General features: G+C 65.5%; 20 protein-coding genes. 19 read left to right on the top strand and 1 reads right to left on the bottom strand.

Features of this window, described 5'->3' with window-relative positions; all coding sequences use genetic code 11:
• Positions 1-2 precede the first annotated feature (2 nt).
• From tssK to ABC729_RS15940, 19 genes are all read left to right on the top strand, one after another.
• The gene (gene tssK, locus ABC729_RS15850; RefSeq protein WP_495608507.1) at positions 3-1,340 is read left to right on the top strand and encodes a type VI secretion system baseplate subunit TssK; all 1,338 of its coding nucleotides are present in this window, start codon (positions 3-5) and stop codon (positions 1,338-1,340) included.
• The gene (locus ABC729_RS15855; RefSeq protein WP_495608508.1) at positions 1,337-2,182 is read left to right on the top strand and encodes a DotU family type IV/VI secretion system protein; all 846 of its coding nucleotides are present in this window, start codon (positions 1,337-1,339) and stop codon (positions 2,180-2,182) included. Before tssK ends, ABC729_RS15855 begins: the two co-directional genes overlap by 4 nt.
• Positions 2,179-6,315 carry a type VI secretion system protein gene (locus tag ABC729_RS15860; RefSeq protein WP_495608509.1) on the top strand — a complete coding sequence of 1,379 codons (4,137 nt, stop codon included), beginning with the start codon at positions 2,179-2,181 and terminating at the stop codon, positions 6,313-6,315. Before ABC729_RS15855 ends, ABC729_RS15860 begins: the two co-directional genes overlap by 4 nt.
• A complete protein-coding gene (gene tssA / locus ABC729_RS15865) occupies positions 6,315-7,433 on the top strand; it encodes a type VI secretion system protein TssA (RefSeq protein ID WP_495608510.1) in 1,119 nt (372 codons plus the stop codon). The genes ABC729_RS15860 and tssA overlap by 1 nt, the downstream gene beginning before the upstream one ends.
• A 149-nt stretch (positions 7,434-7,582) precedes the next feature.
• Positions 7,583-8,089, top strand: a complete 507-nt coding sequence (tssB, locus tag ABC729_RS15870) for a type VI secretion system contractile sheath small subunit (protein WP_495608511.1) — start codon at positions 7,583-7,585, stop codon at positions 8,087-8,089.
• Positions 8,090-8,166: 77 nt separating this feature from the next.
• Positions 8,167-9,609: a type VI secretion system contractile sheath large subunit gene (gene tssC, locus ABC729_RS15875; RefSeq protein WP_495608512.1), complete on the top strand. Its 1,443-nt coding sequence runs from the start codon at positions 8,167-8,169 to the stop codon at positions 9,607-9,609.
• Between the two features lie 78 nt (positions 9,610-9,687).
• The gene (locus tag ABC729_RS15880) at positions 9,688-10,188 is read left to right on the top strand and encodes an Hcp family type VI secretion system effector (protein ID WP_495608513.1); all 501 of its coding nucleotides are present in this window, start codon (positions 9,688-9,690) and stop codon (positions 10,186-10,188) included.
• 165 nt (positions 10,189-10,353) lie between these two features.
• Positions 10,354-10,929, top strand: a complete 576-nt coding sequence (gene tssE, locus ABC729_RS15885; protein ID WP_495608514.1) for a type VI secretion system baseplate subunit TssE — start codon at positions 10,354-10,356, stop codon at positions 10,927-10,929.
• Positions 10,919-12,763 carry a type VI secretion system baseplate subunit TssF gene (gene tssF, locus ABC729_RS15890; RefSeq protein WP_495608515.1) on the top strand — a complete coding sequence of 615 codons (1,845 nt, stop codon included), beginning with the start codon at positions 10,919-10,921 and terminating at the stop codon, positions 12,761-12,763. Before tssE ends, tssF begins: the two co-directional genes overlap by 11 nt.
• On the top strand, positions 12,727-13,761 hold the full coding sequence (gene tssG / locus ABC729_RS15895; RefSeq protein ID WP_495608516.1) for a type VI secretion system baseplate subunit TssG: 1,035 nt from the start codon (positions 12,727-12,729) through the stop codon (positions 13,759-13,761). Before tssF ends, tssG begins: the two co-directional genes overlap by 37 nt.
• Before the next feature lie 90 nt (positions 13,762-13,851).
• The gene (locus ABC729_RS15900; protein ID WP_495608517.1) at positions 13,852-14,898 is read left to right on the top strand and encodes an eCIS core domain-containing protein; all 1,047 of its coding nucleotides are present in this window, start codon (positions 13,852-13,854) and stop codon (positions 14,896-14,898) included.
• A 49-nt stretch (positions 14,899-14,947) separates the two neighbouring features.
• On the top strand, positions 14,948-15,709 hold the full coding sequence (locus ABC729_RS15905) for a hypothetical protein (RefSeq protein WP_495608518.1): 762 nt from the start codon (positions 14,948-14,950) through the stop codon (positions 15,707-15,709).
• A gap of 638 nt (positions 15,710-16,347) precedes the next feature.
• The gene (locus ABC729_RS15910; RefSeq protein WP_495608519.1) at positions 16,348-16,503 is read left to right on the top strand and encodes an HNH endonuclease; all 156 of its coding nucleotides are present in this window, start codon (positions 16,348-16,350) and stop codon (positions 16,501-16,503) included.
• Positions 16,504-16,519: 16 nt separating this feature from the next.
• Positions 16,520-19,216, top strand: coding sequence for a type VI secretion system ATPase TssH (gene tssH / locus ABC729_RS15915; protein WP_495608520.1), 2,697 nt, complete (start codon positions 16,520-16,522; stop codon positions 19,214-19,216).
• Positions 19,213-21,204: a type VI secretion system Vgr family protein gene (locus tag ABC729_RS15920; RefSeq protein WP_495608521.1), complete on the top strand. Its 1,992-nt coding sequence runs from the start codon at positions 19,213-19,215 to the stop codon at positions 21,202-21,204. The genes tssH and ABC729_RS15920 overlap by 4 nt, the downstream gene beginning before the upstream one ends.
• 10 nt (positions 21,205-21,214) lie before the next feature.
• Positions 21,215-21,835 carry a toxin-antitoxin system YwqK family antitoxin gene (locus ABC729_RS15925; protein WP_495608522.1) on the top strand — a complete coding sequence of 207 codons (621 nt, stop codon included), beginning with the start codon at positions 21,215-21,217 and terminating at the stop codon, positions 21,833-21,835.
• A 3-nt stretch (positions 21,836-21,838) separates the two neighbouring features.
• A complete protein-coding gene (locus ABC729_RS15930; RefSeq protein ID WP_495608523.1) occupies positions 21,839-22,228 on the top strand; it encodes a DUF4280 domain-containing protein in 390 nt (129 codons plus the stop codon).
• 74 nt (positions 22,229-22,302) lie between these two features.
• Positions 22,303-23,169 (top strand): hypothetical protein, encoded by an 867-nt coding sequence (locus ABC729_RS15935; protein WP_495608524.1) that lies wholly within the window; start codon positions 22,303-22,305, stop codon positions 23,167-23,169.
• Positions 23,166-23,852, top strand: a complete 687-nt coding sequence (locus ABC729_RS15940; RefSeq protein WP_495608525.1) for an SPOR domain-containing protein — start codon at positions 23,166-23,168, stop codon at positions 23,850-23,852. The genes ABC729_RS15935 and ABC729_RS15940 overlap by 4 nt, the downstream gene beginning before the upstream one ends.
• 105 nt (positions 23,853-23,957) lie before the next feature.
• Here the strand turns inward: ABC729_RS15940 and ABC729_RS15945 are convergent, their stop codons facing one another.
• A complete protein-coding gene (locus tag ABC729_RS15945) occupies positions 23,958-24,968 on the bottom strand; it encodes a sensor histidine kinase (protein ID WP_495608526.1) in 1,011 nt (336 codons plus the stop codon).
• Between the last annotated feature and the right edge of the window lie 122 nt (positions 24,969-25,090).

Consider the following 25,090-nt stretch of genomic DNA (forward strand, 5'->3'; position numbering starts at 1 on the left):
TCATGGCCAAGGATGAAAAGCGCTTGAGCCAGCCTGTTCCCGATCCCGTGCAATGGCATGAGGGCATGCTGCTATCGCCGCAGCATCTGCAACAGGCATGGCTGCATGGGGAGGCCCAACTGGCCTATCACATGCGCCGCCTGTCGCCCTTTCATTACGGTGTGACGCGTCTGGAGATCGACCGGGCGCAGCTGGCGGCGGGCCGGTTCCAGATTATCGGCCTGGAGGCGGTGCTGCCGGACGGGCTGCTGGTCTGGTCCGACGGGTTCGCGGCGGAGCTGGATTTCAATCTGGCCGCCGTGAAGGACAAGCTGCGCATGCCGAAGCGCCTGCATCTGGTGGTGCCGGAATATCATCCGGGTGCCGCCAAGCCGCGCGACAATCTGGCCCGCTGGGGCTCCTATCACAGCAATGCGGTGGACGAGAATACGGGCCAGCAGGAGTTGTCTGTCCCGCGCCTGCGTCCGCTGCCCCGGCTGTTGCTGGCGGAAGACGTACCGCCGCACCATACCCACCTGCCCATCGCAGAGGTGGAGTTCCGCAATCAGGGCTTCCAGCTGACCGCCTATCAGCCACCGACACCGGCGCTGGAGCCGGATGACGCCTTGTCACGCGAATGCCGGGAACTGGTGGCCAAGCTGCGGGAGAAGGCCACTTACGTCGCCGAAAGCCAGGGGCATGAGGTGAACCGGGGCGAAGCGCGGTTCACCGTCATGTGTCTGGTGGCCGGTCTGCCGGCGCTTGAAACCCTGCTGCGCCTTCCGCAGGTGCATCCGTTCGACCTGTACATGGCCTTGCAGAATGTGGCGGGCCATACGGCGGTGCTGCGTCCGGCCATGACGCCGCCGCTGACCGAACCCTATGACCATGACAATCCGCGCGGCTGCATCGGCGCGCTGCTGTCACAGCTTGACGGTGTCGTCAATCTGGTGAGCCAAGCCTTCTCCGCCCTGCCGTTCCAGGCCACGGTCGATGGGTTCAAGCTGCGGATCGAGGAGAACTGGCTGACGGGCAAGGGCTTGGTCGTGGGCCTGCGCCTGAAGGGCGGGCAGGGAACGGACGAGGTTTCCGCCTGGATCGACTCCGCCCTGATCGTGCCCGACGGGCAGGTGGAGGAATTGCTGTCCTACCGCCTGCGCGGCGCCATGCGTGCCGCCCTGCCCCCGGAAGAGGCATCGGGCTTCGCCACCAGCCGCGACATGGTTCTGTTCCGCATTGCCGAGGACGAATATGTGAAGGCCGGCGAAATGCTGCTGATCGTCAATCCGCTGGATCGCACGGCCAAGTCGCGGCCGGGCGAAATCCTTCTGTTCATTCCTACCGCTGCGGATGAAGCATGAGCATCGCCCTGACGACACGGCCGCAAGCAGACGAGGCGCATAACGGCGCCCTGTCTTTGCTGTCGATGTTCCAGGAATTCCATGCCGAACTGTCGGGCATCCGCAGTGCCCTGTCGCTGGGCGACCGCATGGCAGAACAAGGGCAGCCCTTGCCTGATCCGGCCCAGGTGGCGGTGCGTATCAACCGCCGCCTGCACCGGCTGCTGGACACCCAGGCCGCGACGGCCCTGCGGCTGGGCGGTCGGTTCGGGGCCGAGCTGTACCGTGAGGCGCAATATGTGATGGCTGCCCTGGCCGATGAGGTGCTGCTGCATGGCGACGCCTGGACCGGCAGGGAGCATTGGTTGGACAATCTGCTGGAAATGTCGCTGTTCGGCACAAGGGTGGCCGGGGAGCGGGTATTTCAACGGCTCGACGTTCTTCTGGCCGGGCCGCCGCAGCAGGAATATGAGCTGCTGTCGGTCTATCTGGCGGCCTTGTCGCTGGGTTTTCGGGGGCGGTATCACCGGCCCCAGGATGAACCCGTGCGCCGCCGTTACCGTCAGGGGCTGGCCGACCGTCTGGCCGACGCGGCGGGATATGATGGGCCGGCGCCGCTGCTCTGCCCGACCGCCTATACCGCCACCGTTACCGAGGGTAGGGAGGTGCGGCTGCCGCACCTGCGGCCCTGGCTTTACGGTCTGCTGATCGTGCTGGCCCTGCATACGGCGGTGGCGCACGGGATCTGGTTTGTCCGCACCTATCGCCTGGGGCCGCTGGCGGCCCCGGTGACAGCGGAGAAGCCGGTTGCGGCACCCGCCGCCCCGGCCATCCCCGCCGCCAAGCCGGAGGCCGCGCGATGAATATCGGGGTCTTCCTGGCGGAATATGGGCTTTGGGTGGCGCTGGGCCTTGGGCTGCTGGCGCTGCTGGTGCTGATCCTGGTCATCGTGACGCTGAAGCGTGGCAAGGCAGCGGCCAAGCCGGAAAAGGGGGGGGCAACGGGCACCACTGCCGCGTCGGGTGCGGCCCCCTCCGTCGGTCGCCACACGGGTACCGGCATGGCCTTCATCACCACCCTGCGCCGGCTGTCCGATTGGGCCGGCGTGAAGTCGCCCTATGCCCTGCCCTGGTTCCTGCTGATTGGGGAGGCCGGAAGCGGCAAAAGCTCGCTGGTACATTCGGCCCGCGTGCCCCGTCTGCTGCCGCTAGAAGAAACGCCCATCGGCAAGGATGCGACCTTGCACGCATTTGAGGGCGGTATCGTCATCGATGCCCGTGGCGCCCTGATCATGACGGCGGAGGGGCGGGCCGGTGACCGCGACCGCTGGCGTGGCCTGACCCGGCGATTGCAGATCCACCGACCGCAACGCGGGCTGGACGGGGTTATCCTGACCATTCCCGTTACCGACCTGACGGGGGCGGGTGCGCTGGGCCCTGACAGCCTGCTGGCCAAGGGCGACATCCTGCAGGAACGGCTGCTGGACCTGATGCGGCAGACGGGTTTGCGCCTGCCGGTCCATATCGTCATCACCCAGTGTGACCGCCTGCCCGGCTTCAGCGATTTCTGGCAGATGCCGCCCGCCGGCGGTCCCGACACCATGCTGGGCTGGTCGCAACCGCATGTCAGCGACCTGCCGTTTGAGCCGGCTGACATCGACAAGGCCATGGTCGATCTGGTGCGTGACCTGTGGGCGCATTATGTCCACGCCGCCGCCGGGCTGGATAAGCCAACCGATCCCGACGGGATGTTCAGTTTCCCCGGTGCCTTCTCGTCCATCGCGTCGCCGCTGAAGACCATCCTGAGCCGCGTGATGCGGGTGCCGCCCTATCAGGAAGGCCATTTCCTGCGGGGCATCTGGTTTACGGGCGCGCAGGCGGAGTTGGAACCGGCGCATCTGCTGGTCGGTGCGCCGCCGCCGCTCACCGCGCCCCCTGTGGCCCCTGTGGGACCGCAGCCGCTGTCGGCGGCCTTGGCCGGCTTGCGTCCCGGCGGTGGTCCCGTCGTGGAGGAAGCGCCACTGGATGTGACCCCGGCCAAGGTCATGTTCATCACCGACCTTCTGTCGGAAAAGCTGTTCCGTGAGACGCGCCTGACCCGCCCTGCCCGTGCCGGGCTGGTGGCCCGTACCCGCGGTGCGCGCATGGCACAGCTGGGGCTGGTGGGGTTGACGGTGGCGCTGGTCGTGGGGCTGGTGCTGGTCGATGCCTCGCTGCGCCGGCTGGTCGCCACGCTGGAACCGCCCCTGGAACTGATCCGCCGCGACATGGCGGCAGGGCAGGGGGATACGTTTGATGTGGAAGCCGCCCGCCAGTTGCTGACGGATTTCGAATCGATCAGCCGGGGCTTCCTGTTCTACGGCCTTATCCCTTCCTCCTGGTCCGGGGATACGGAGGATGAGGTGGTGGCGGCCTTCGGGCGCGGCATCAACCATATTGTGCTCGCCTCCCTGCATAAGGAGCTGGAGGCCCGCTATCTCGATCTTGCCCGCCATCCCGGCGTGGAGAAGGCGACCAGCGATGGCTATTACCTTCTGTCCGGCAGCGCCGACCTGAAGGTGATGTCCGATTTCCTGACTGATGTAGCCAAGCTGGACCGCCTGTCGGCCCAATATCATGGCGTGACCAAAGGCCCGGTCGAGGGGCTGGCCGACCTGTCCAACAGCCTGTTCAAGACTAAGCTGGACGGTAATTTCGCGCATAACTCGCGGCTTTATCAGCTGGGTCTGGAATCGATCAGGCTGGAGCAGGTCAACGAGGATCATCCCCGCCGCATCCGCCCCGTGGTGGAGAAGATGTCGCGCGCGGTCCTGGCCCGGCTGGGCCCGTCGGGGGAGATTGCGCAGCGCGCCGGCCGGCTGCGCGATGCCGTCGTGGATGTGCGTCAGCCCCGGTCGGGCACCGATGTCGGGGCGCGCATGCAGGACATGGCCAACGCCCTGGTCGATGTGCGCCAGATGCTGGACGATCCCGGCTTCTTCTGGCTGGGCCTGCGCGACATCACCACCGACCCGATGCTGGCCGACCTGCTGCGCACCATGGACACGCCCACGGTGGGACGGGAAATCCACGAACAGTTCGCGGTCGATCTGCGCAGCGCGCAGGCGAGTTTGCGCGACTATCTGACCGGTCTGAAGGACAGTCAGGGTCAGCCCCTGTTCGTGCCTGTAACGAGCGGTCCCGGCCTGCGTCTGAACGACCATCTGGATGGCTTGTCGAAACATTTCCAGCCGGCCCTGGCCCGACCCTTCATGCGCCCGCGTGCCGCTGAAAAGCTGGCATCGGCCCCACCCGCTTTTTCCGGTCGGGGCATGAGCTGGGACACCGAGCATCTGGCCCAGGCCATCGCGTATCAGCAATCCTATGAGGATTTCCGCATCACCGACCTGCCCCGCATCCCGTCGGAATTCCAGGGGGCCGCGGACCGCATGGCCAAGCAGCGGCTGGAGAATGCGCTGCGGGCCGAACTGGTGGCGGCGCAGCGTCTGGCCGTGGAAGACAATGACGTCGATGATTATGGCGAGGCGTCACTGACCAATCAGGTTCGCGATCTGTCGAACGCCCGTGAACAGCTGATGGCGCTGCTGACCACCCTGTCACAGTACAAGATGGACCGGCTGCATGCCGAACTGCGTCAGGTGCTGCGCGAACAGTCGGGCAACCTGTTGCAGGAGCTGGAGGAACTGGCCAGTACCCAGTCCTTCTATGAAGCCGCTGAAGGCTTTGAAGGCTGGGATGGTCAGGGATCGCCGCGCCCCGCCGGCTTCTATGCGACCGATGCCGTTGCCACGGCCCATTACCTGGACGGGATGCGCGGTCGGCTGGACCTGCTGTGGGATAATCTGGCCGGGCCGCTGGAAGCCTTCATGACGCGGGCCGAGCTGGGCAGCGGCTGGCAGGACCCGATCGTACTGGGGTCGTGGCAATCGCTGGGCCGTGAACTGCTGCAATACCGCGCCAAGGCACCGGGCAGCACATTGGCCGCCCTGGAACAGTTCATTCGCTTCGACCTGGACGAGGTACGGCTGGATAATTGCGAGGCAAAGCTGGCGGGGTCGGAAAAGGCGCAGTCGGGCGATTTCTTCCTCTATCGCCGTGAACTGATCCGCCAACAGCTGCTGGAACGCTGTCAGAACCTGACAGGGGCGGCGGTGCAGGCCGATTACGGGCAACTGGCTGAGACGTTCAATACCAAGCTGGCGGGCCGTTATCCCTTCACGGCGCGCGATACCGACCCGGATGTGGCCGAGGAGGCCGATCCCGACGAGCTGGCCCTGTTCCTGCGTGATTATGGGCCGGTGGCGGAACGGCTTTACCCCATCCTGTCGGCGCGGGCCAAGACCAGCACCGACCTGCGCCCCGCCGCCCGGTTTGTCGAATCGGTGCTGAAAATGCGAACCTTCCTGGCCCCGTTTGCCGCCCCCGATGCCGGCAAGCCGCCGGAGGCGGGTGCCTATGAGGTCACCGCCGATTTCCGCGTGAACCGTCAGCGCGAGCAGGGGGCCAACCAGATCATTGAATGGGTGCTGCAGGTAGGCGGTGGCCTGCTGCATAATGGCCCGGAACAGCAGATCGCCACCTGGCGTCCCGGTGATCCCGTGGCATTGCGGTTGCGCTGGGCCAAGGATGGGGCAGAGGTGCCGTTGGCGCTGGATGGCGGGCCGGGGGTGGAGGATCGGTCCGCGATCTTCGGCTATACCGGCCGCTGGGCCCTGCTGCGCCTTTTGCAGGATCAGAAGGCCGGCGACCAGGATGTGGGCAAGGGCGGCGATCCGCAGCCCCATCTGCTGCGCTTCACCATCCCAACTATCCCGGCAGGCAGCGATCCCCTGGGCAAGGCCGAGAAGGAAAGCCGCATCTATGTCCGTGTCGCCCTGGCGTCGGTACCGCCCCCCGCAGAGGGCGGGGGCACGCCGGCCAAGCGCCGCCATATCCTGCCGTCCTTCCCCGTGGAGGCCCCGCCCTATGACAATGCCAGCGTAGGGGGAGGCCGGTAATGAGCCCTGTCCAGAGCAAGCCCCCCATCGATATCGAGGCGCTGCTGGCCGATATTCCCGGCGGCGACCCCGCCGGCGAGGATATCCGCTATGGCGCTGAACATGATCTGATCAAGGAAGCGCGGCGTGAGGATGCCGACCTGCCGCAGGGCGTGTGGAAATCCGACCGCAAGCGGGCCGACTGGTCGGAGGTGATCCGGCTGGCCAAGGGCGTTCTGACCGCGCGCAGCAAGGACGCACAGGTGGCCGCCTGGCTGTGCGAGGCGCTGCTGGGCCGTTACGGCATGCCGGGCATGGAGGCGGGGCTGATCCTGCTGGCCCGGCTGGTCGAAGGGCGCGGCACCAGCCTGCATCCGCGTGCCGACGAGGATGGAGACCGGTCGCGTCTGGCCCTGGTGTTCGAATGGCTGAACAGCCGGCTGGTGGTGATGGTCCTGACCTTGGCCGTCACCAATCCGCCCGGTGATCGCGAGGCCGGCCTGACCTTCGGCGATTTCCTGAACAGCCAGCGCCTGCAGGCGATGGGCGGCGGGAATGAGGGCAATGGCCGCAGAACCGGCCCCGCACCCGTCACCCTGCAGCTGTTCAACGCCACGGTCCGTGGCACGGGCACGCCGTTCTACCGCGATCTCTACATCTCGCTGCGCGCGGTGTCGGGGGCGCTGGAAGGGCTGCGGGCCGCACTGGATGCGGAACTGAATGGCGATGCCCCGTCCATGAGCGAACTGGTGCAACGCCTGAGCGACATGACGCAATGGGCCCAGACCATCCTGCGTGAACGCGGGGAGGATCCAGCGATGATTGATGAGGAACAGGCGCCGCCCGAGACGGAGGAACCCGTGCTGGAACTGGACGAGGAAGAGGCGCCCGCCGCGGGCGGCCAAGCTCTCTCCGCCGCCGGTCCCATCGCGTCCCGCCGCGACGCCTATCGCCAACTGGCCGAAATCGCCGATTTTCTGGCCAGGACAGAACCCCACAGCCCCACGCCCTACATCCTGCACCGCATCGTGCAGTGGCGCGATCTGCCACTGCCGGTGCTGCTGGGGGAGTTGAGCCGGGGCCGGAAGGACGTCGCCGCCATCTTTGAACTGGTGGGGGCGCCGGGTGACACCGGATAGAACCAAGGAGTCTCAAAGGTCGAGTGGTTTTCTCGATCAAAATCGCTTTAATTGAGTCCCGAGTGAGCGTGATTGTCTGATATCTCTTCCAACTGACTGACGCGGCGGACCGATCACGTAACCGGGCGCCGGCTGCAAAAAGGGGGTACATGATGGCTGAGAGTACGCAGCATAAGCTGAGCCGGGTCCGCCCGCCGCGGGTCCAGATCACCTATGACGTGGAGACCGGCGGCGCGATCGAGAAGCGCGAGCTGCCCTTCATCGTCGGCATCATGGCCGATCTGTCGGGCAAGCCCGCCGAGGCCCTGGCCCCGGTCAAGGACCGCAAGTTCGTCGAGATCGACCGCGACAATTTCAACGAGGTGCTGTCCGCCGCCACCCCGCGCGTCACGCTGCGCGTGCCGAACCGGCTGGTGAAGGACAGCGACGAGCAGCTGGGCGTCGAGCTGTCCTTCAAGCACATGGATGATTTCGACCCGGTCGAGATCATGGAGCGGGTTCCGGCGCTGAAGAAGCTTCTGGATGCCCGCAAGCGTCTGCGCGACCTGCTGACCAAGCTGGACGGCAATGACAGCCTCGACGCCCTGCTGTCCTCCGTTGTGAAGAGCACGGAAGAACAGGCTGAGCTGAAGAAGCTGCTGCAACCGCAGGCGTAAGCGCCGGCAACCCGCTTGAAATCATTCCGGGCCGGCGCCTCTGAAGGCGTACCGGCCGAGCCGATGGAGGCTTTGCGATGCCCGATACTACATTGCTTGACAAGATCATTGTCGAGGGCAAGCTGGCGCGTGACGACAGCCAGAAGGAATTCGCCCGCGATCTGGTTGCCGAGTTCGTCAATTCCGTGCTGGCCGAAGAAGGCGGCACGGTCGGCAACGACGTTGTGGCCCTGATCAATGACAAGATCGCCGAGATCGACGATCTGCTGTCGGCCCAGCTGAACGAGATCCTGCACGATCCCGAATTGCAGAAGCTGGAAGCCACTTGGCGCGGCCTGTCCTTCCTGGTCTTCAACACCGAGACCAGCACGAGCCTGAAGCTGCGCATCCTGAACATCACTAAGGACGAACTGCTGAAGGACCTGGAAAAGGCCGTCGAGTTCGACCAGTCGGCGCTGTTCAAGAAGGTGTACGAGGAAGAGTACGGCACCTTCGGCGGCAACCCCTACAGCATGCTGATGGGCGATTACGAGTTCGGCCGCCATCCCAACGATGTGAAGCTGCTGGAACTGGTGTCGAACGTGGCTGCCGCTGCGCACGCGCCCTTCATCTCCGCCGCGTCCCCGCGCCTCTTTGACATGGACAGCTTTACCGAACTGGGCGTGCCGCGCGATCTGTCCAAGATCTTCGAGAGCATGGAGCTGGTGAAGTGGCGGTCCTTCCGCAACAGCGAGGACAGCCGTTATGTCAGCCTGGTGCTGCCGCATGTGCTGCTGCGCCTGCCCTATGGCCCGGACACCAAGCCGGTCGAGGGCGTGAACTTCGTGGAGGATACGGACGGTCGTGACCACAAGAAGTATCTGTGGGGCAATGCCGCTTATGTCCTGACGCAGCGCATCACCGACGCCTTTGCCAAGCATGGCTGGACCGCCGCCATCCGTGGCGTCGAAGGCGGCGGCAAGGTCGAGGGTCTGCCGGCTCACACCTTCCGCACCGACGAGGGCGATGTCGCGCTGAAATGCCCGACGGAGATCGCCATCACCGACCGCCGCGAGAAGGAGCTGAACGATCTCGGCTTCATTTCGCTGGTCCATTGCAAGGGCACCGACTATGCCGCCTTCTTCGGCGGCCAGACGGCCAACAAGCCGCGCCTGTACAATACGGACGCGGCCAATGCCAATGCCCGCATCTCCGCCATGCTGCCCTATGTGCTGAACGCCTCGCGTTTCGCGCATTACATCAAGGTCATCATGCGCGACAAGGTCGGCAGCTTCATGACCAAGGACAATGTTCAGACCTTCCTGAACACCTGGGTCATGGACTATGTGCTGGGCAAGGACGATGCCGGCCAGGAACTGAAGGCCAAGTATCCGCTGCGCGAAGCCCGCGTCGATGTGTTCGACGTGCCTGGCAAGCCCGGCGCCTACCGCGCCACGGTATTCCTGCGGCCGCATTTCCAGCTGGAGGAACTGACCGCCTCCATCCGCCTCGTCGCCGAACTGCCGGCGCCGGCTGCCTGATCCCATGGGGACCGGCCGGGTCTTCCGGCCGGTCCCGCCCTGTCATAGACCGAACAGACATCGAGACGGAGAGCGGCCATGGCCGGCAATATGTTCCTTAAGCTCACCACCCCGGATATCACGGGTGAGAGCACCGACAGCAGCCATACCGGCGAAATCCAGGTCCTGTCCTGGAGCCATTCCTTCAACCAGCCCACCTCCCCCACCCGCAGCAGTGCGGGCGGCGGCACCGTGGAGCAGGCGAACCACTCCGACTTTTCCTTCACCAAGTACATCGACGCGTCGACCGACGACCTGCTGAAAATGTGCTGGAGCGGCAAGCACATTCAGAAGGGTGTCTTCTCCGCCTATCGTTCCAACGGCGACAACAAGCCGGTGGAATATCTGGTGATCACGATGGAGAAGATCATCGTCTCCAACGTGTCCATCGGCGGCGGTACCGGCGACATCCCGACGGAGACGATCACGCTCTCCTATGGCACCGTCGAGTACAAGTACATCCCGCAGAAGGAAGATGACGGCACGGGCGAAGGCGCCCAGCCGGTCAAGCACGACCTGATCAAGCAGGAAGTGTCTTAACACGCGCCCTCAGGCGCCGGGCGGGCGCATCCGCGCCCTTGGCTTGCGCGGGCACGTGCCCGCGGGCGCTCAACGCGCCAACCGGTCCAGAGCGGGCGTTGCCCACCCTGGACCGGTATCGGGCCTTTGCGCCGGTGTCTTTGTGCCGCCCCGACGGGAGGATGCATGATCACGGGTCCCCGCCTGATGCCAGGTGTGGCCGCCCCGCTGTTCGACCGGCTGGTCGATACGGGGGAGGCGGCAGGTGCGCAGTCCATGCTGGACCGCGACGGGCTGATCCTGTCCATCGCGGGGGAGATATCGCTGCTGCTCAACACCCGCTGCCCGCGTTCGCGCGACGTCATGGCGGGGCGTCGGCGCACGACCCTAGATTACGGCATTCCCGACCTGTCGGGCTTCCAGCCTTTCGACAGCGCTGCCGAGGCGGCCCTGGTGGCGGAACTGGAGACGGCGATCGCGACTTTCGAACCCCGGCTTTTATCCCCGCGCGTGCATGTGTCGCGCCTGACGCCGGCCTTGAAGGACGCATTTCTGACGGAATGGTCGCAGCGCGCCGCATCGCTGCCACCCAATCAGGGGCTGCGCCGGCAAGGGGCCTGGTTCACGGTGCTGCCGCCCGAACATGGCCGCCGCGCCCTGCTGGTGGAGGTCACGGGCTCCATCCGGCTGGACGACCGGCTCGAACCGGTCAGTTTCCCCGTGATGTTGCGCGACGCCTCGGGAGGTCGCGATGCCGCGTGACGAGGCCGAGGCCCTGTTCGCGGCCTATGAACGCGAACTGATGTATCTGCGCAATGAGGGTGCGGAATTTGCACGCGCCTATCCGCGCGTGGCGGGGCGACTGGATTTCAACGGCCATGAAAGCCGCGATCCGCACACAGAACGACTGCTGGAAAGTTTTGCCTTCCTGACGGCGCGTATCCAGCGCACGCTGGACGCTGAATTCCCCCTGATCCCGTCGGCCCTGCTGGACACGCTTTACCCCGCCCTCACGGCCCCGGTGCCCAGTGCGGCCATCGCGCATTTTGAGGTGGACCCCGGTCAGGCGCGGGCGGCACAGGGTTTTCAACTGCCCGACAATATCGCCCTGCATGCCGAAAGCCCCTCGCACGGGCTGACCTGCCGCTTCAACACCTGTTATCCGGTGAAGCTGTGGCCGCTGCAGGTGGTGCGGCAGGAGATGCTGCGGCCCGAGAAATTCCCCTTTATGGCGCGGTTGGGCGGGGCGGCCGTCTGGCGCTTGCGGCTGCGGGCCCAGGGCAACCTGACCTTCGCCGATATGCAGCCCGACCGTCTGCGCCTGTTCCTGGATGGCGAGCCGGCGGTTGCCGGGCCATTGATGGAAATGCTGCTGGATCAGGCACGCGCCGTTGTGCTGGCCCCGGCGGTGGACGGGGCGGAACCGACCGCCACCTTGAAGCGGGATTGCCTGTCGCCCGTCGGTTTTGCACCGGAAGAGGATCTGCTGCGCTTTCCGGCCCATGCCCATCAGGGCTATCGCCTGATCCGGGAATATTTTGTGTTCCCGCAGAAATTCCTGTTCCTGGACGTGGATTTCACCGATGCGGACGGCAATCCTGCGGCCTGGCCCACGGGGTCGGAGGTGGACCTGTTCTTCCTGCTGGATCAGCAGCCAGAACGGGCGGAGCGGCTGGAACGGGTGACGGTGCGCCTGAACTGCGCCCCCATCATCAACCTGTTCCCCAAGACCAGCGAGCCGCTGCGCCTGGATCAGACGCAGTCGGAATATCGCCTGCTGCCCGACAGCCGCTGGGAACGGTCCACGGAAATCCATTCGATCCAGAAGGTCTCCGCCGTCATGAACCGGGCGGACGAGACGGCTTTGGTGCGCCCCTTCTTCTCCTACGACCATCTGGCGGTACGGTCGGCACCCGACTGTTTCTGGATGGCACGGCGGCGTCCCACGGTGCGGGCCGACATGCCGGGGACGGACATGTTCCTGTCCTTTGTCGATCTGGCGCTTGACCCGTCGCTGCCGCCCACGCGCACCCTGTTCGCGCACACACTCTGCACCAACCGGGGCATGGCCGAACAGCTTCCGCCCGATACGGTGCTGAACCTGGAGGTGGATGCGCCGGTGCGGGAAGTGCGCTGCCTGACCCGACCTACGCCGCAGATCAGTGCGCCCGAACAGGGCGAAACCCTGTGGCAGCTGGTTTCTGCCTTGACCCTGAACCATCTGTCGCTGGCCGATGATGGCAGTGGGTCGGCGCTGCGGGCGCTCAGGGAGATCATGGTGCTGTATGGCGAGGGCTGCGGCCTTGCCGTGCATCAGCAGGCAGGCGGCATGACGGCCCTGTCGTCGCGCCCCGTGACGCGGCGGCTGGGCGATGAGGCGTGGCGCGGCTTTGTCCGGGGCACCGAAATCAGTCTGACCATCGATGAAAGCCAGTTCGCGGGCGGTAGTGCCTATCTTCTGGCCAGCGTACTGGACCGGTTCCTGGCGCTTTATGGCCGGGTCAACAATTTTACCCAACTGGTGCTGAACAGCGTGCAGCGCGAGGGAGTGTGGAAGCGATGGCCGGCGCGGGTTGGCGAACGGAACATTCTCTGATCAGCCAACTCAGGTCGAACCCGGAATGGTTCGACCTGTATCAGGCGGCCTTGATCATGGAACGCGACGCCGCGCGCGGTGGGGCGGCACCTGTGCCCGTGGGCGAAGGGGCCGATGCCGGGCAGGAAGCCATCCGTTTCCATGCCAGCCTGCGCGCCCGCCCGTCGGCCGACCCGCTGGAACGGATCGACCGGCGGGAAACGCCATCGGGGCGCACACGGTTCCGGGCGAAGATCAACTTTCTGGGCCTGGGTGGGCCGTTCGCGCCGCTGCCGCCGCCGGTATCGGAACTGCTGGCCGAGCGGGTGCGGGCCGGCGATGCCGCCATGCGCGACTTCCTGGACCTGTTCAATCACCGGCTGGCCAGCCTGCTGGTGCGCGCCCGGCGGGCGCACCGGCCCGATATGACCGGCAAGGCACCGTGGCGCACCAGCTTGGCCGACTGGCTGGCCGCCCTGTGCGGGCTGGGGGTTGAGGATCTGCGCCGCCGGCTGTCGCTGCCCGACCGGTCGCTGTACCGGCATTCTGGCCTGCTGAACCGGCCCGTGGCCAGCCAGCATGGGCTGGAACGGCTGCTGGCGGCGCATTTCGCGGTGCCGGTGCGGGTGGAGCCGCTGACCGGCGACTGGATGGAACTGGAGCCGGAGGATCGCACGCGTCTGGGCGACAAGGGCGATAATGTCAGGTTGGGCGTCGGCGCTGTCCTGGGCGCGCGCGTCTGGGACCAGGGGGCGGGGATCACGGTTGAACTGGGGCCGCTGGACCTGCCCACCTTCCGCTCCTTTCTTCCGGGCGGGGACGCGGCGAAGGCGCTGGCCGATCTGGTGGCCCTGCATGCGGGACCGGAATTGGGTATCACCCTGCGCCTGCGCCTGAAGGCGGAAGAGGTGCCGGCGGTGGAATTCAAGCCCGATCGCCAGGACCGCGTGCTGGGCCGTACCGCCTGGCTGCCGTCACAGACGAAGCGCGAAGCGGTTTTGACCCAGCGGTTGGTGTGAGGGGACCATGCTTCACGCTTTCACGGGTACCAGGACTGGGGTAGAATTGAGGGTCTGGCGGACAGGGTGGACCAACCAGGGGACAGGGTCATGGCCGGGGCGGTGATACAGGGACGGTTCGGGGGCGGCGGTGCCAAACTGCCGGGGGTTCTGGGCGGCATCACGGCCGGCGGGCCGGGGCATGTGCGTGTCGTCATGGCATCCGGCGGGCATGGCAGCGGCCATCCCGGTGCCCAGCAACTGCCGCCCGGTCTGATCCGGCCCGGCGGTGGTGGTCGGCCCCTGCCTGAACGCGTGCGCGGCCAGATGGAAAGTTTCTTCGGCACCGATTTCTCCGACGTGCGCGTGCATGTGGGATCGGAGGCTGCCAGCATCGGCGCCTTGGCCTTCACCATGGGGTCCAGCCTCTATTTCGCGCCGGGCCAATATAATCCCGACAGCCCGCAGGGTCTGGCCCTGCTGGGTCATGAACTGACCCATGTGGTGCAGCAGCGCCAGGGGCGCGTGCGCAACCCGTTCGGCAGCGGCATCGCCGTTGTCCAGGACCTGCATCTGGAGGCAGAGGCCGACCGGATGGGTGCCCGAGCCGCCAACCATCGCGTGCCGGAGGCCGTGCAGGCCAAGCCGGCACCGGGTCTGGTGCCGCGCGGGGCCGGTGTCCCGCGTCCGGCGCAGCCCAAGGCACCCAAGGCTCCCGATGCCGGCGGTTACCGCCTGATCGTCGGTGGCTATCTGCATCAGGAAAAGGACCTGCCCGACGGTATGGCGGGCCATGGCTTCGTGGCCATCGAAAAGCCGGGCGGCGGGCGTCAGGCCTTTGGCTTCTCCCCCGCCGGTTTCTCCAATATGGATGCCAAGCGCGACCTGGGCAAATTGACCGCCGGGGTGCCGGGGCGCGTGCATGATGACGCCAGCGCCTTCACCAAGCCCGGCGTGCGTACCCGCTCCTACGCCATCAGCCGCGAACAGGCCGAACAGGCCATGGGCAAGGTCGCCGAATACCGCAAGGGCGCACAGTTCAGTCTGGCCCGCAAACAATGCAGCAGCTTTGCCATGGATGTAGCGCGGGCGGCCGGCGTGGATGATTTCGCCGGTGCCAAGGTGAAAAGCCCGCGGGAATGGTATCGGAAGATTTGAGGGCGGTTGTCGGCCCGCATGCCGGACTGCCTTCCCAAGAGGGGCTTGGATGAAGAAGCACTTGCCGCCGCCGACCAAGTACGGCCAAACCGGCCCAGTTCAGGCCAAGCCGGCCCCCGGTTTCCGTACTGTAATTTTCACGCCGCCGCCTCGCCCTGTTGCTCCTGCTCCGATGGTTCATGCCAAGGTTGGCCAGCCAGCATCAAGGTGGTCATTGTTGCAAGCCAAGCCGATGGTTGGTCGGCACGTCATTCAATGTATGGATGTGAGCCCGAAGCCAAAAATCCACAATGGTAATTGGCACAAGTTCAAGGACCCGACTGTTCCGCATTTTGCGTTCATTCTGGCATTCCAGATCGGGCAAATTGAAAAGTTGATCGCAGCTTGGCCCAAGTCTGGTCCGAAAATTTCATCTACGTGGCTGTCAGCGTTCGGCGACCTGAAAAGAGCGTTCGATGGCACAAACGTCACCTCGGAGACAACTGCCGCCTACAATGCGTTTGTCGAGCTGGGCTTCGCGCCCGTCCGCGCGAGGCTCGTGGGGGAAGATGAAGCGGATCAGATTTGGGCGGACATGCAAGATCAATATAGTCGCTGGGACGGCACCCTGACTAATCGCGGTGCATGGTGGGGTTCTTCGGGACCGGGTATCGTGACCGGAGCCAAATCCGTGCCGAGCCATGTGATCGACATATTGAGAATGAAGGTGTCGACATCCTGGAATTACCAGGACAGTCATTCAGGTGGCGTATCATTTCATCGCAAGAAGGCGGGCAAAGATGATTTTATCTATCATATGCTTCCGCCGTGAACCCCAGTGTTAGGGAAAGCCATGACGAAGCCGCCTTTTCCTCCGGGCCGCCCTCCAGCCCTTTCCGCTGGTATGCCGAAAAAGACGGCATCGACTGTGGCCACGGCGCGGAACGGTTTACACACCTTGGTGGTGCGCGCCCCTGGCGACTCAATACAGTCACGTCCTGTGCCTCCTGCTCCCCCACCGCTTGTCACAGCAGGGCGACCTGCGCAAATTCAGGCCAAGGCAGACCTCAATCGTCGTGCTCTGGAGCTTTTGAAGAAGGCAGAAGTCGGACGCCTGCGCTCCGAAGCCAGTCCAGCCATTATCCAGATGATGGAAACCATCGGTTCGCGGGTGGGCCGGCGCAACATGGGTTCGCGCATACGTTCCGCCCGGCGGCGCGAGCAGCTCGGCACCAATGCCGGCGAACGCCGGCTGATCGTCCGCTATATTGAGCGGGTCGCGCGCGGCCATTGGAACGGCCGCACACGTCCTGCCTGGGAAGAAAGTGTATGGCGAGAGCTTGCCGACGGAGTGCGCCAGCCTCATACCTACACTTGCACGGAATGCGATAGATCGCCGATATACCGTCGCAGGGATGCCCCGGCGGGATCCGACCGGCGCCACGACGCTACGATAGATCACATCATTAATTGCGAACCTACATCTACAATAATGCGGAACCTGACGATGATGGACGGATCACCTCACGGGCCGCGAAGACCGCCTACAATGACACCGATAACCTCCAGATATTGTGTCGAAGCTGCAATTCGAGAAAGAACGGTCCAAGAAATATCTACGACTGAAAAGGCCGTGTGACGCATGTCCTCCATCGCCACCCTCATCGCCCGCCTCAATCCGCTGACCAAGCGGGCCATGGAGGGGGCTGCACAGCTTTGTCTGGCCCAGACCCATTACGCCGTGGAGGTGGAGCATCTGCTGCTGAAGCTGGTGGAACGGGGGGAGGGCGATCTGACGCCGGTGCTGCGCTATTACGGTGTCGATGCCGGGGCGTTGCAGAAGGAACTGACCACCGCGCTGGACCGGCTGAAGCGTGGCAACAGCCGCACGCCGGCCTTTTCCGACCATGTGCTGCGGCTGCTGCAATCGGCCTGGCTGGTGTCTTCGTTGGAGTTGGGCGCTACCCATGTGCGTTCGGGTGCCATCCTGAAGGCGCTGCTGGAGGATGATGGCTTGCGCGGCCTGCTGCTGGAGCCGGTGCCACTGCTGGCCAAGATCCCGCGCGGGCGGCTGGCGGAGGATTTGAAGGAGCTGGTGCGTGGGACAGCGGAGGATGGGGCTGGCGGTGGCGGGTCTTCGGCACCGGCCACCGCCGCTGTGCCCAGGCAAGCCACAGCGTCCAGCGCTTCCCCCGCTGCCCCGGCGGGGGTGAAGCTGGCCGGCGGGCCGACGCCCGGGCTTGACGATTACACCATCGACATGACGGCACAGGCCCGGGCGGGCAAGTCCGATCCCGTGGTGGGGCGTGACCCGGAAATCCGGCAATTGGTCGATGTGCTGATGCGCCGGCGGCAGAACAACCCGATCCTGACCGGCGATCCCGGCGTGGGCAAGACGGCGGTGGTGGAAGGCTTCGCGCAGCGCGTGGTCGAAGGGTCGGTGCCCCCACCGCTGCGCAATGTCCGCGTCCTGTCGCTGGATCTGGGCCTGTTGCAGGCCGGGGCCGGCGTGCGGGGCGAGTTTGAGAACCGCCTGAAGCAGGTGATCGAGGAGGTGGCGGCATCGCCCCAACCCATCATCCTGTTCATCGACGAGGCGCACAGCCTGATCGGGGCCGGCGGGGCGGCAGGGCAGGGGGATGCGGCCAATCTGCTGAAACCCGCCTTGGCGCGCGGTGAGCTGCGCACCATCGCGGCCACCACCTGGGCCGAATATAAGAAATATTTCGAGAAGGACCCCGCACTTGCCCGCCGTTTCCAGGTGGTGAAGGTGGAGGAGCCGGACGAGAAGAACGCCATCGCCATGCTGCGCGGTCTGGTCGCCAAGCTGGAGGCCCATCACGGCGTGCGCATTCTGGACGAGGCGGTGTCGGATGCCGTCCGCCTGTCGCATCGCTATATCACCGGGCGGCAATTGCCCGACAAGGCCATTGGGGTGCTGGATACCGCCTGTGCCCGCGTCGCCATCGCCCGCAGCGGCCCGCCGCCGCAGCTGGAGGCGGCACAGCGCCGGCGCAAGCTGCTGTCCGACGAAATCGCCCTGCTGGGCCGCGAGTCGGCGCTGGGCCGTGACCATGCTGAGAAGATCGACGCCCTGTCCGACGAACAGGCCAAGGCCGAAGACGAAGAGGCCCACCTGCAGCAGCGCTGGCAGCAGGAAAGCGATCTGGCGGGGCGGGTGCGCGAGTTGGAGGGGCAGTTGGCGGGTGGCGGCCTGAACGGGGCCGATTTCACGCGGGTGAAGGCCAAACTGGACGGGTTGCGGCTGGAGCTGGAGCAGTTGCAGACCACCGACGCCATGGTGCCCCTGTCGGTCGATCACCGGGCCGTGGCATCGGTCGTGTCAGGCTGGACTGGCATTCCCGTGGGCCGCATGCTGACCGACAGCATCGCGGTGGTGCGCAACCTGCGCGCCAAGCTGGCCGACCGGGTGGTGGGGCAGGATGCGGCGCTGGACGCCATCACCAAGCGCATCAGCACCTATTACGCCTCCCTGGCCGAACCGGGCAAGCCGACGGGCGTATTCCTGCTGGTGGGGCCATCGGGTGTGGGCAAGACGGAAACGGCGCTGGCGCTGGCTGAAACCCTGTTCGGGGGCGAACGGTCGGTCATCACCATCAACATGTCGGAATATCAGGAGGCGCACAGCGTTTCCGGCCTGAAGGGGGCACCGCCGGGCTATGTCGGTTATGGCCGTGGCGGGGTGCTGACAGAGGCGGTGCGGCGCAACCCCTATTCCGTCGTCCTGCTGGACGAGGTGGAGAAGGCGCACCCGGACGTGCTGGAGCTGTTCTATCAGGTGTTCGACAAGGGCATGCTGGAGGATGGCGAGGGCATTCTGGTTGATTTCAAGAATACCGTCATCCTGCTGACCAGCAATCTGGGGTCCGACGCCATCATCGACCGCGCCCGCCGGCCCGGCCCGCCGCCGGGGCCGGATGCGTTGGAAGCGTTGATCCGCCCTGACCTGCTGCGCCATTTCAAGGCGGCCTTGCTGGGCCGCATGGTGGTGGTGCCCTATCTGCCGCTGGATGAGGCGCGGCTGCGGGAGATTGTGACGTTGAAACTGTCGCGCATTCAGCGCCGGATGGACGATGCCTATAAGGCGGAACTGAGCTGGGATGACAGTCTGGTGGCCCATGTCCTGTCACGTTGTCAGGCGGTGGAGGCGGGGGCGCGTGCCATTGATCAGATATTGACCAATGGCCTGCTGCCGCAGATGTCGGCCACCATCCTGGACCGGCTGTCGATGGGAGAGACCATCGACATGGCGCATGTGACGGTGGCTGACGATGGTGACATCCGTATCCAGTTCGACCGCCCGGCGGCCCGGCGATGAGCGACGCCGATCAGAAGCAAAGCGGCCAGTCGCTGTCGATCACAACGCCGCTGGGCGCGGACAAGCTGATCCTTCGGGAGATGACGGGGCGGGAGGGGATCTGCGAACTGTTCCAGTTCGACATCACCGCCGTTGCATCCGACGCAGCGCTGGACATGACGTCGGTGGTGGGCAAGTCGGTCACCGTCACCCTGACAGGACCGGACAGCACCAAGCGCTATATCAACGGCATCTGCGTGCGGGCCGTGCAGATGGAGAAGACCTATTCCCTGCAACTGCGCCCCTGGCTGTGGCAACTGGGCCTGACCAGCGATTGCAAGATTTTTCAGGAAAAGACGGTCCCGGAGATCGTGAAGGCGGTGTTCGGCGATCTGGGCTTTTCCGATTTCAAGGACAGTCTGACCGGTAGCTACACGGCGCGGGAATATTGCGTCCAGTATAATGAAACCGCCCTGGATTTCGTCTGCCGCCTGATGGAGGACGAGGGCATCTTCTGGTTCTTCACCTTCGCCGACGGCAAGCACACCATGGTCCTGGCCGATGATGCCAGCGCCCATACCGATCTGCCCGTGTTGGCCACCCTGCCTTATCTGCCGCTGCCGGCGGGCAAGGAATGGCTGGAGGATGACCGGGTCGACAGTTTTCTGATCGAAACGGCTATGGTGCCCGGAAAGTACCAGACGGATGATTATTTCCTGGAAACCCCGTCCACGGAGCTGAAGGTCAATGTCGCGGGCACGGGCAGCCTGCAGGTCTATGAATATCCCGGCGGCTATACCAAGAAGGATGCCGGCGACGCGCGCGGCAAGGTGCGGCTGGCGGAACTGGAGGTGGCTGCCAAGCGGGCCAGCGGGTCATCCACGGTGCGCGGCGTGGCGGCGGGGTTGAAATTCACCCTGTCGGGCCATCCGCGATCCGATGCCAACGCCGCCTATGTCCTGCACGGGGTCAACCATTCGGTCAGCCTGGGCGGCTATTCCAACAGTTTCGAGGCGCTGCCCGCCGACACGACCTTCCGGCCCCCCCGCCGCACCCCGCGCCCCCGCATCCCCGGCACCCAGACCGCCGTGGTTGTCGGCAAGTCGGGCGAGGAGGTGTGGACGGACAAGTTCGGCCGCATCAAGGTGCAGTTCCATTGGGACCAGTTGGGCAAGAAGGATGAGAACTCCTCTTGCTGGGTGCGGGTGGCCCAGGGTTGGGCCGGCAAGAACTGGGGTGCCTTCTTCCTGCCGCGTGTGGGGCAGGAAGTAGTGGTCAGCTTTCTGGAGGGTGATCCCGACCGGCCACTGGTGACCGGGTCCGTCTATAATGGCGAACAGCAGGTGCCCTACACCCTGCCCGACGATCAGACGAAAAGCACCATCAAGACCAACACGTCGAAGGGTGGTGGCGGCTATAACGAGCTGCGGTTCGAGGATAAGAAGGACAGTGAGGAGATTTATCTCCAGGCCCAGAAGGACATGAATGTCCTGATCAAGAATTCCCGCACCACCACCATTAATGAGGCTGACGATACCCTGACGCTTGACAAGGGTAACCGCGCCACCACCATCACCAAGGGCAATGATACCCTGACCATCACGGAGGGCGACCGCACCTTCTCGGTTGCCAAGGGCAAGGAAACCTATGGGGTGAAGGGCACGCGCGCCATCACGGTGGAGGGGGCGGAGACCAAGACCAACAAGGACAAGGTCACCTGGACCGTCAGTGGCGATTTCTCGCTCAAGGTGGATGGTAATATCACCATCGAGGCGGGGGGATCGGTGACCCTGAAATCCGGCACCGGCCTGACGGTACAGTCAGGCACCACCATGGATTTGAAGGCCGGCACGGCATTGACGGCCAAGGCATCGACCGATGCCAAGGTGCAGGGGTTGAACGCCACGCTTCAGGGCGATGTCGGGGCCACGGTTAAGGGATCGGCCACGGGCACCATTGATGGCGGCGGCATGCTGACCGTCAAGGGTGGCCTGGTGAAGATCAATTGAGGGGGCGGTGATGGACGAAACGCAGCAGGCAAGCCCGCCGCCCGAACCGCCCGTTCCCATGGAAGACCGGGACGAGGTGGGGACCGTCCGCCGCCGCTACACCATGCAGGGCGGGGTGTTGCAGGGCGTGATGGAGACGTTCGACGCCGATGGCGTGCCGGAGTCGCGGATGAGTTTTCACCAGGGCACGCTGCACGGGCCCTCCACCATCTTCCAGGCGGGACGGCCAGCGGTGCAGATGCATTATGTCAACGGCCTGCTACATGGGGAGGTGCGCAGCTTCGATCCCGCCGGGCGGTTGACGGCGGTGACAAGTTTTGTCGGCGGCAAGCGATCGGGCGACAGCCAGATTTTCCGGCCCGACGGCACCCTGTTCCGGCGCGAGGTCTGGCATGACGATCAGATGCACGGGCCGGTGGAGGAGTTCAACCCCGATGGCAGCCTGCTGCGCCGGTCCACCTATGTCGCCAATATGCTGCATGGCGAGGTGCTGACCTTCGGGGCGGCAGGCACGGAGCCGGAGCGTGTGATCTTCGATAAAGGGCTGGCAAAGGGTCCGCTGGCACCCCTGGCTGGGCCGGTGGCCAAGACGGGACTGCGGCAAAAACTCTTTGGCAAGAAGGGGGGCTGATCCATGGGACAACAGGTCGTGATGGGTGCGCTTCTGCAATGCACGATGGGTGCTGCACCCAGCAGCATGATGGTGCTGCCCGCCAATTGCACCATGGCCTGCAACATGCCGGCGGCCAATATCATGGATTACGTGCCCATGATGAACATCATGCCGTTCGGCACCTGCATGTCGATGGCCAACCCCATGGTGGCGGCGGCGACGGCGGCGGCGCTGGGTGTGCTGACGCCCATGCCCTGCATTCCCATGACGGTGGCACCCTGGATCGTCGGGGCGCCCACCGTGCTGATCGGCAATATGCCGGCGCTCAACAATTCCTCGAAATGCATGTGCGCCTGGGGCGGGTCGATCGCCATCAATTTCGCGGGTCAGGCAACGGTGCAGGTCCCCTGACGCTGACTGCCACCGGTTGAGTTGGGGACCCAGTTCCCTTATCATCTTTATCGATACACCAGCCCGAGGACCGCATGTCCGGCCATGCTGCGCGCAAGCCCCCGAACCCGTCCCGTCCGGCCCCGCCGACGGGGCCGGGTGCTGCCGTGGCGCAGCGGCTGAAAACGTTTGAGGCGCTGCGCCCCGGACCCAGCGGCGGACAGCAGACGGCGACGGCGGGTGACCCCCTGGTCCGTGCCACAAGCGACATGTTCCAGGTGCGCGACAGCGGGCGTGGCGTCATGGTCCGGCCCAATGGCACCTATAATTTCGTGCGGGTCACGGGGGAAACGCGGGCCAAGGCGGAAACGCTGGTCTCTTCCAAGGCGGGGCACGCCGCTATCGCAGCCGGACGCCCTGTGCTTTATGCCGGGACGGCCCGATTCGATAATGGTTCGCTGGAATGGTGGAGCAACTATTCCGGCACGTACCAGCCCATGGCCGCGTTCAAGGGACAGGCGGGCCTGCCTGTGGAGCGGTTCCAGCCCTGGCAGAAATTGCAGATGGGCGGGGTGGGGATGCAGCGCGGCACCTTCCTGGACCGCCGCGACCCGTCCGCCCCCACGGCCCCGGAAAAACCCGCGTCTCCGGCCAAGCCAGCCGCAGCCCCTGCGGCCAGTGCCGCCCCCGCGGCAGAGAAGGAAGGGGCCGCCGCCCGCCCCGCGGTGAAAGCGACCCCCACGCCGCCGGCCCCGGTAAAACCGACCGCCGCCCCCGCCCCGACGGCGGCCAAGCCGGCGGTTTCAGGCGTCTCTCGCCCGGCCGCGCCTGCGGCCCTTGCCCCGACAGCCCCTGTGCCGCCCACGGTTGCGCCCTCCCCGGCGGCAGCCCCCGCGCAGGCGAAGATGGCGCGCGGTAGCGTGGCCCCGCCGCCCGTCCGCTGGTCCGGGTTGTCCCGGTGACGCGCGGTCGCCTGATCCTGATTTTGTCGGGCATTCTGCTGTTTGGTCTTCTGACCTTTGGCATCGGCGTGCTGGTCGGGCTGAACATGCTGCACCCGGCAGCGCCGCCCGCCGATAAGGCGCAGCCTGTCGCGGATGCGGTTCAGACAACAGAACCCAAGGCCGATCCGGGGGCCAAGCCGGATGCGACGGCGGCCACAGCCCCGCCCCCGGATGCGGCGGCGGCACCGGCCAAGGGCACCATTGTCGACCCGCCCCCCATCATCCCCGTCGGCCCGCCGCCGCCCGTGGTGACGGATGTCAGCAGCGCCGCCGACCCCAAACAGCCCGTGTCATCCCCCCTGATGGGGCCGCTGGCGGCACAGGCGGCAACACCCCCGCCGCCGCCGCCCCCGCCACAGCCGGCGGTGCCCGCCCCCCCACCGTCCACCCGCATCCTGGCGGTACAGTTGGGCCGTTTCACGCGCCAGGACAGCGCCACCGTCTTTGCCAAACGCCTGACGGAAAAGGGATATCGCCCACAGATTGTGATGGCCGATTATCCGGGCATGCCGCCCTGGTATCTGGTCACCCTGGCCCCGCAACCGGATGAGGCGACGGCCAAGCGGGTGGCAGGCGAGATGTCGGCCCTGCTGGGGATTGAGGTCATCGTCATCAGCTGGGCTGCACCGCCCGCCAAGTGATGTCAGCGGTCAAGATCATTGACCGTTGATACGGGGGCGACTGCCGCCACGTGGCGCGTGAGCCAAGCCGCCGGATGGCGGCGCCCGGCGCTTGAGGGAGCATAATCAAGCCGCCACGCCCGCCGGCAGGGCGATGCGGATGCGGGTTCCGTGACCACCATCGGGGCGGTCCGCCGACAGGCGTCCGCCATGGCGGCTGGTCAACAGGGTGGCGAGGTACAAGCCCAAGCCCAGCCCGCCGACACTGGCCGTCAGCGGATCGCCGCCGCGCAGGAAGGGACGGCCCATGCCGGTCATCACTTCCGGGGGCAGGCCCGGCCCATCATCGATGATGCTGACCACCACCTCGCCCGCCGGCGTCGCCTCTCCATCGATGCGGACATGGCTATATTCCGGCGTATGCGTGACGGCATTGTCCAGCAGGGCGAACAGGATCTGACGCAGGGCCAGCGGGTCGGCCTTCACGATCAATCCGTCGGGAACGTGGTTTTCAACCGAAGTGCGGCGATGCTGTGCCCGCACGCGCGCCTGTCCGGCCACCCGCCCCACCTCTTCACGCAGGTCCAGCGGTTCCGGGGCCAGGATGTGGCCCGTCTCGGCTTCCGCGCAGGCCACGATGCTTTGCACCAGTTCCAGCAGGTGATGGCCGGCGGCCGAAATCTCCCCCGCATAGTCGCGCACCCGGTCCGCCGATACGGGCAGGGATGGATCACCCAGTATGTCGGCAAAGCCGATGACGGCGTTCAGGGGCGTGCGCAGCTCATGGCTGACCGAAGACAGGAACTGGCTTTTGGCGCGTTCCAGGGCGCGGCTTTCAATACCGGCTTGACGCATCGCCTCTGCCGCTGCCTCACGCGCATTCAGCGCCTCTGTCGTCCGGTCGGCCAGACGGCCCACCAGGAACCGGACCAGCAGAAACAGGATCAGCCCCGTCACGCCGACATAGAACAGGCCCTTGGTGGTCTGAAAGGCGGACAGGTCGGCGACATCGCCGAACATGGCTTTCGCCGCCTGATCGGAAAAAATGATCCATAGGGCCGATACGGCGACAAACACAAAGGCCACCCGGAAGGCTGCCTTGTTTGGAGCTGATGCCAGCCAGCGTACCGTGTCCATGGCGCCTCCGCGCGTCAGGGCAGCGAACAGGGTTAACAGCATAATCCACAATGGCCGGGTGAAGAAAGCGTCTGTGTGAACACGTTTCGCGCGATCCGCGCTCTGGTCTGGACCCGCAGGGG

Source organism: Niveispirillum sp. CC-CTL257 (assembly GCF_059489915.1).

What these genes read in the sequence shown, in the direction of transcription:
- tssK (WP_495608507.1), top strand. Translation starts at nt 3, where the DNA reads ATGGCCAAGGATGAAAAGCGCTTGAGCCAGCCTGTTCCCGATCCCGTG.
- ABC729_RS15855 (WP_495608508.1), top strand. Translation starts at nt 1,337, where the DNA reads ATGAGCATCGCCCTGACGACACGGCCGCAAGCAGACGAGGCGCATAAC.
- ABC729_RS15860 (WP_495608509.1), top strand. Translation starts at nt 2,179, where the DNA reads ATGAATATCGGGGTCTTCCTGGCGGAATATGGGCTTTGGGTGGCGCTG.
- tssA (WP_495608510.1), top strand. Translation starts at nt 6,315, where the DNA reads ATGAGCCCTGTCCAGAGCAAGCCCCCCATCGATATCGAGGCGCTGCTG.
- tssB (WP_495608511.1), top strand. Translation starts at nt 7,583, where the DNA reads ATGATGGCTGAGAGTACGCAGCATAAGCTGAGCCGGGTCCGCCCGCCG.
- tssC (WP_495608512.1), top strand. Translation starts at nt 8,167, where the DNA reads ATGCCCGATACTACATTGCTTGACAAGATCATTGTCGAGGGCAAGCTG.
- ABC729_RS15880 (WP_495608513.1), top strand. Translation starts at nt 9,688, where the DNA reads ATGGCCGGCAATATGTTCCTTAAGCTCACCACCCCGGATATCACGGGT.
- tssE (WP_495608514.1), top strand. Translation starts at nt 10,354, where the DNA reads ATGATCACGGGTCCCCGCCTGATGCCAGGTGTGGCCGCCCCGCTGTTC.
- tssF (WP_495608515.1), top strand. Translation starts at nt 10,919, where the DNA reads ATGCCGCGTGACGAGGCCGAGGCCCTGTTCGCGGCCTATGAACGCGAA.
- tssG (WP_495608516.1), top strand. Translation starts at nt 12,727, where the DNA reads ATGGCCGGCGCGGGTTGGCGAACGGAACATTCTCTGATCAGCCAACTC.
- ABC729_RS15900 (WP_495608517.1), top strand. Translation starts at nt 13,852, where the DNA reads ATGGCCGGGGCGGTGATACAGGGACGGTTCGGGGGCGGCGGTGCCAAA.
- ABC729_RS15905 (WP_495608518.1), top strand. Translation starts at nt 14,948, where the DNA reads ATGAAGAAGCACTTGCCGCCGCCGACCAAGTACGGCCAAACCGGCCCA.
- tssH (WP_495608520.1), top strand. Translation starts at nt 16,520, where the DNA reads ATGTCCTCCATCGCCACCCTCATCGCCCGCCTCAATCCGCTGACCAAG.
- ABC729_RS15920 (WP_495608521.1), top strand. Translation starts at nt 19,213, where the DNA reads ATGAGCGACGCCGATCAGAAGCAAAGCGGCCAGTCGCTGTCGATCACA.
- ABC729_RS15925 (WP_495608522.1), top strand. Translation starts at nt 21,215, where the DNA reads ATGGACGAAACGCAGCAGGCAAGCCCGCCGCCCGAACCGCCCGTTCCC.
- ABC729_RS15930 (WP_495608523.1), top strand. Translation starts at nt 21,839, where the DNA reads ATGGGACAACAGGTCGTGATGGGTGCGCTTCTGCAATGCACGATGGGT.
- ABC729_RS15935 (WP_495608524.1), top strand. Translation starts at nt 22,303, where the DNA reads ATGTCCGGCCATGCTGCGCGCAAGCCCCCGAACCCGTCCCGTCCGGCC.
- ABC729_RS15945 (WP_495608526.1), bottom strand. Translation starts at nt 24,968, where the DNA reads ATGGACACGGTACGCTGGCTGGCATCAGCTCCAAACAAGGCAGCCTTC.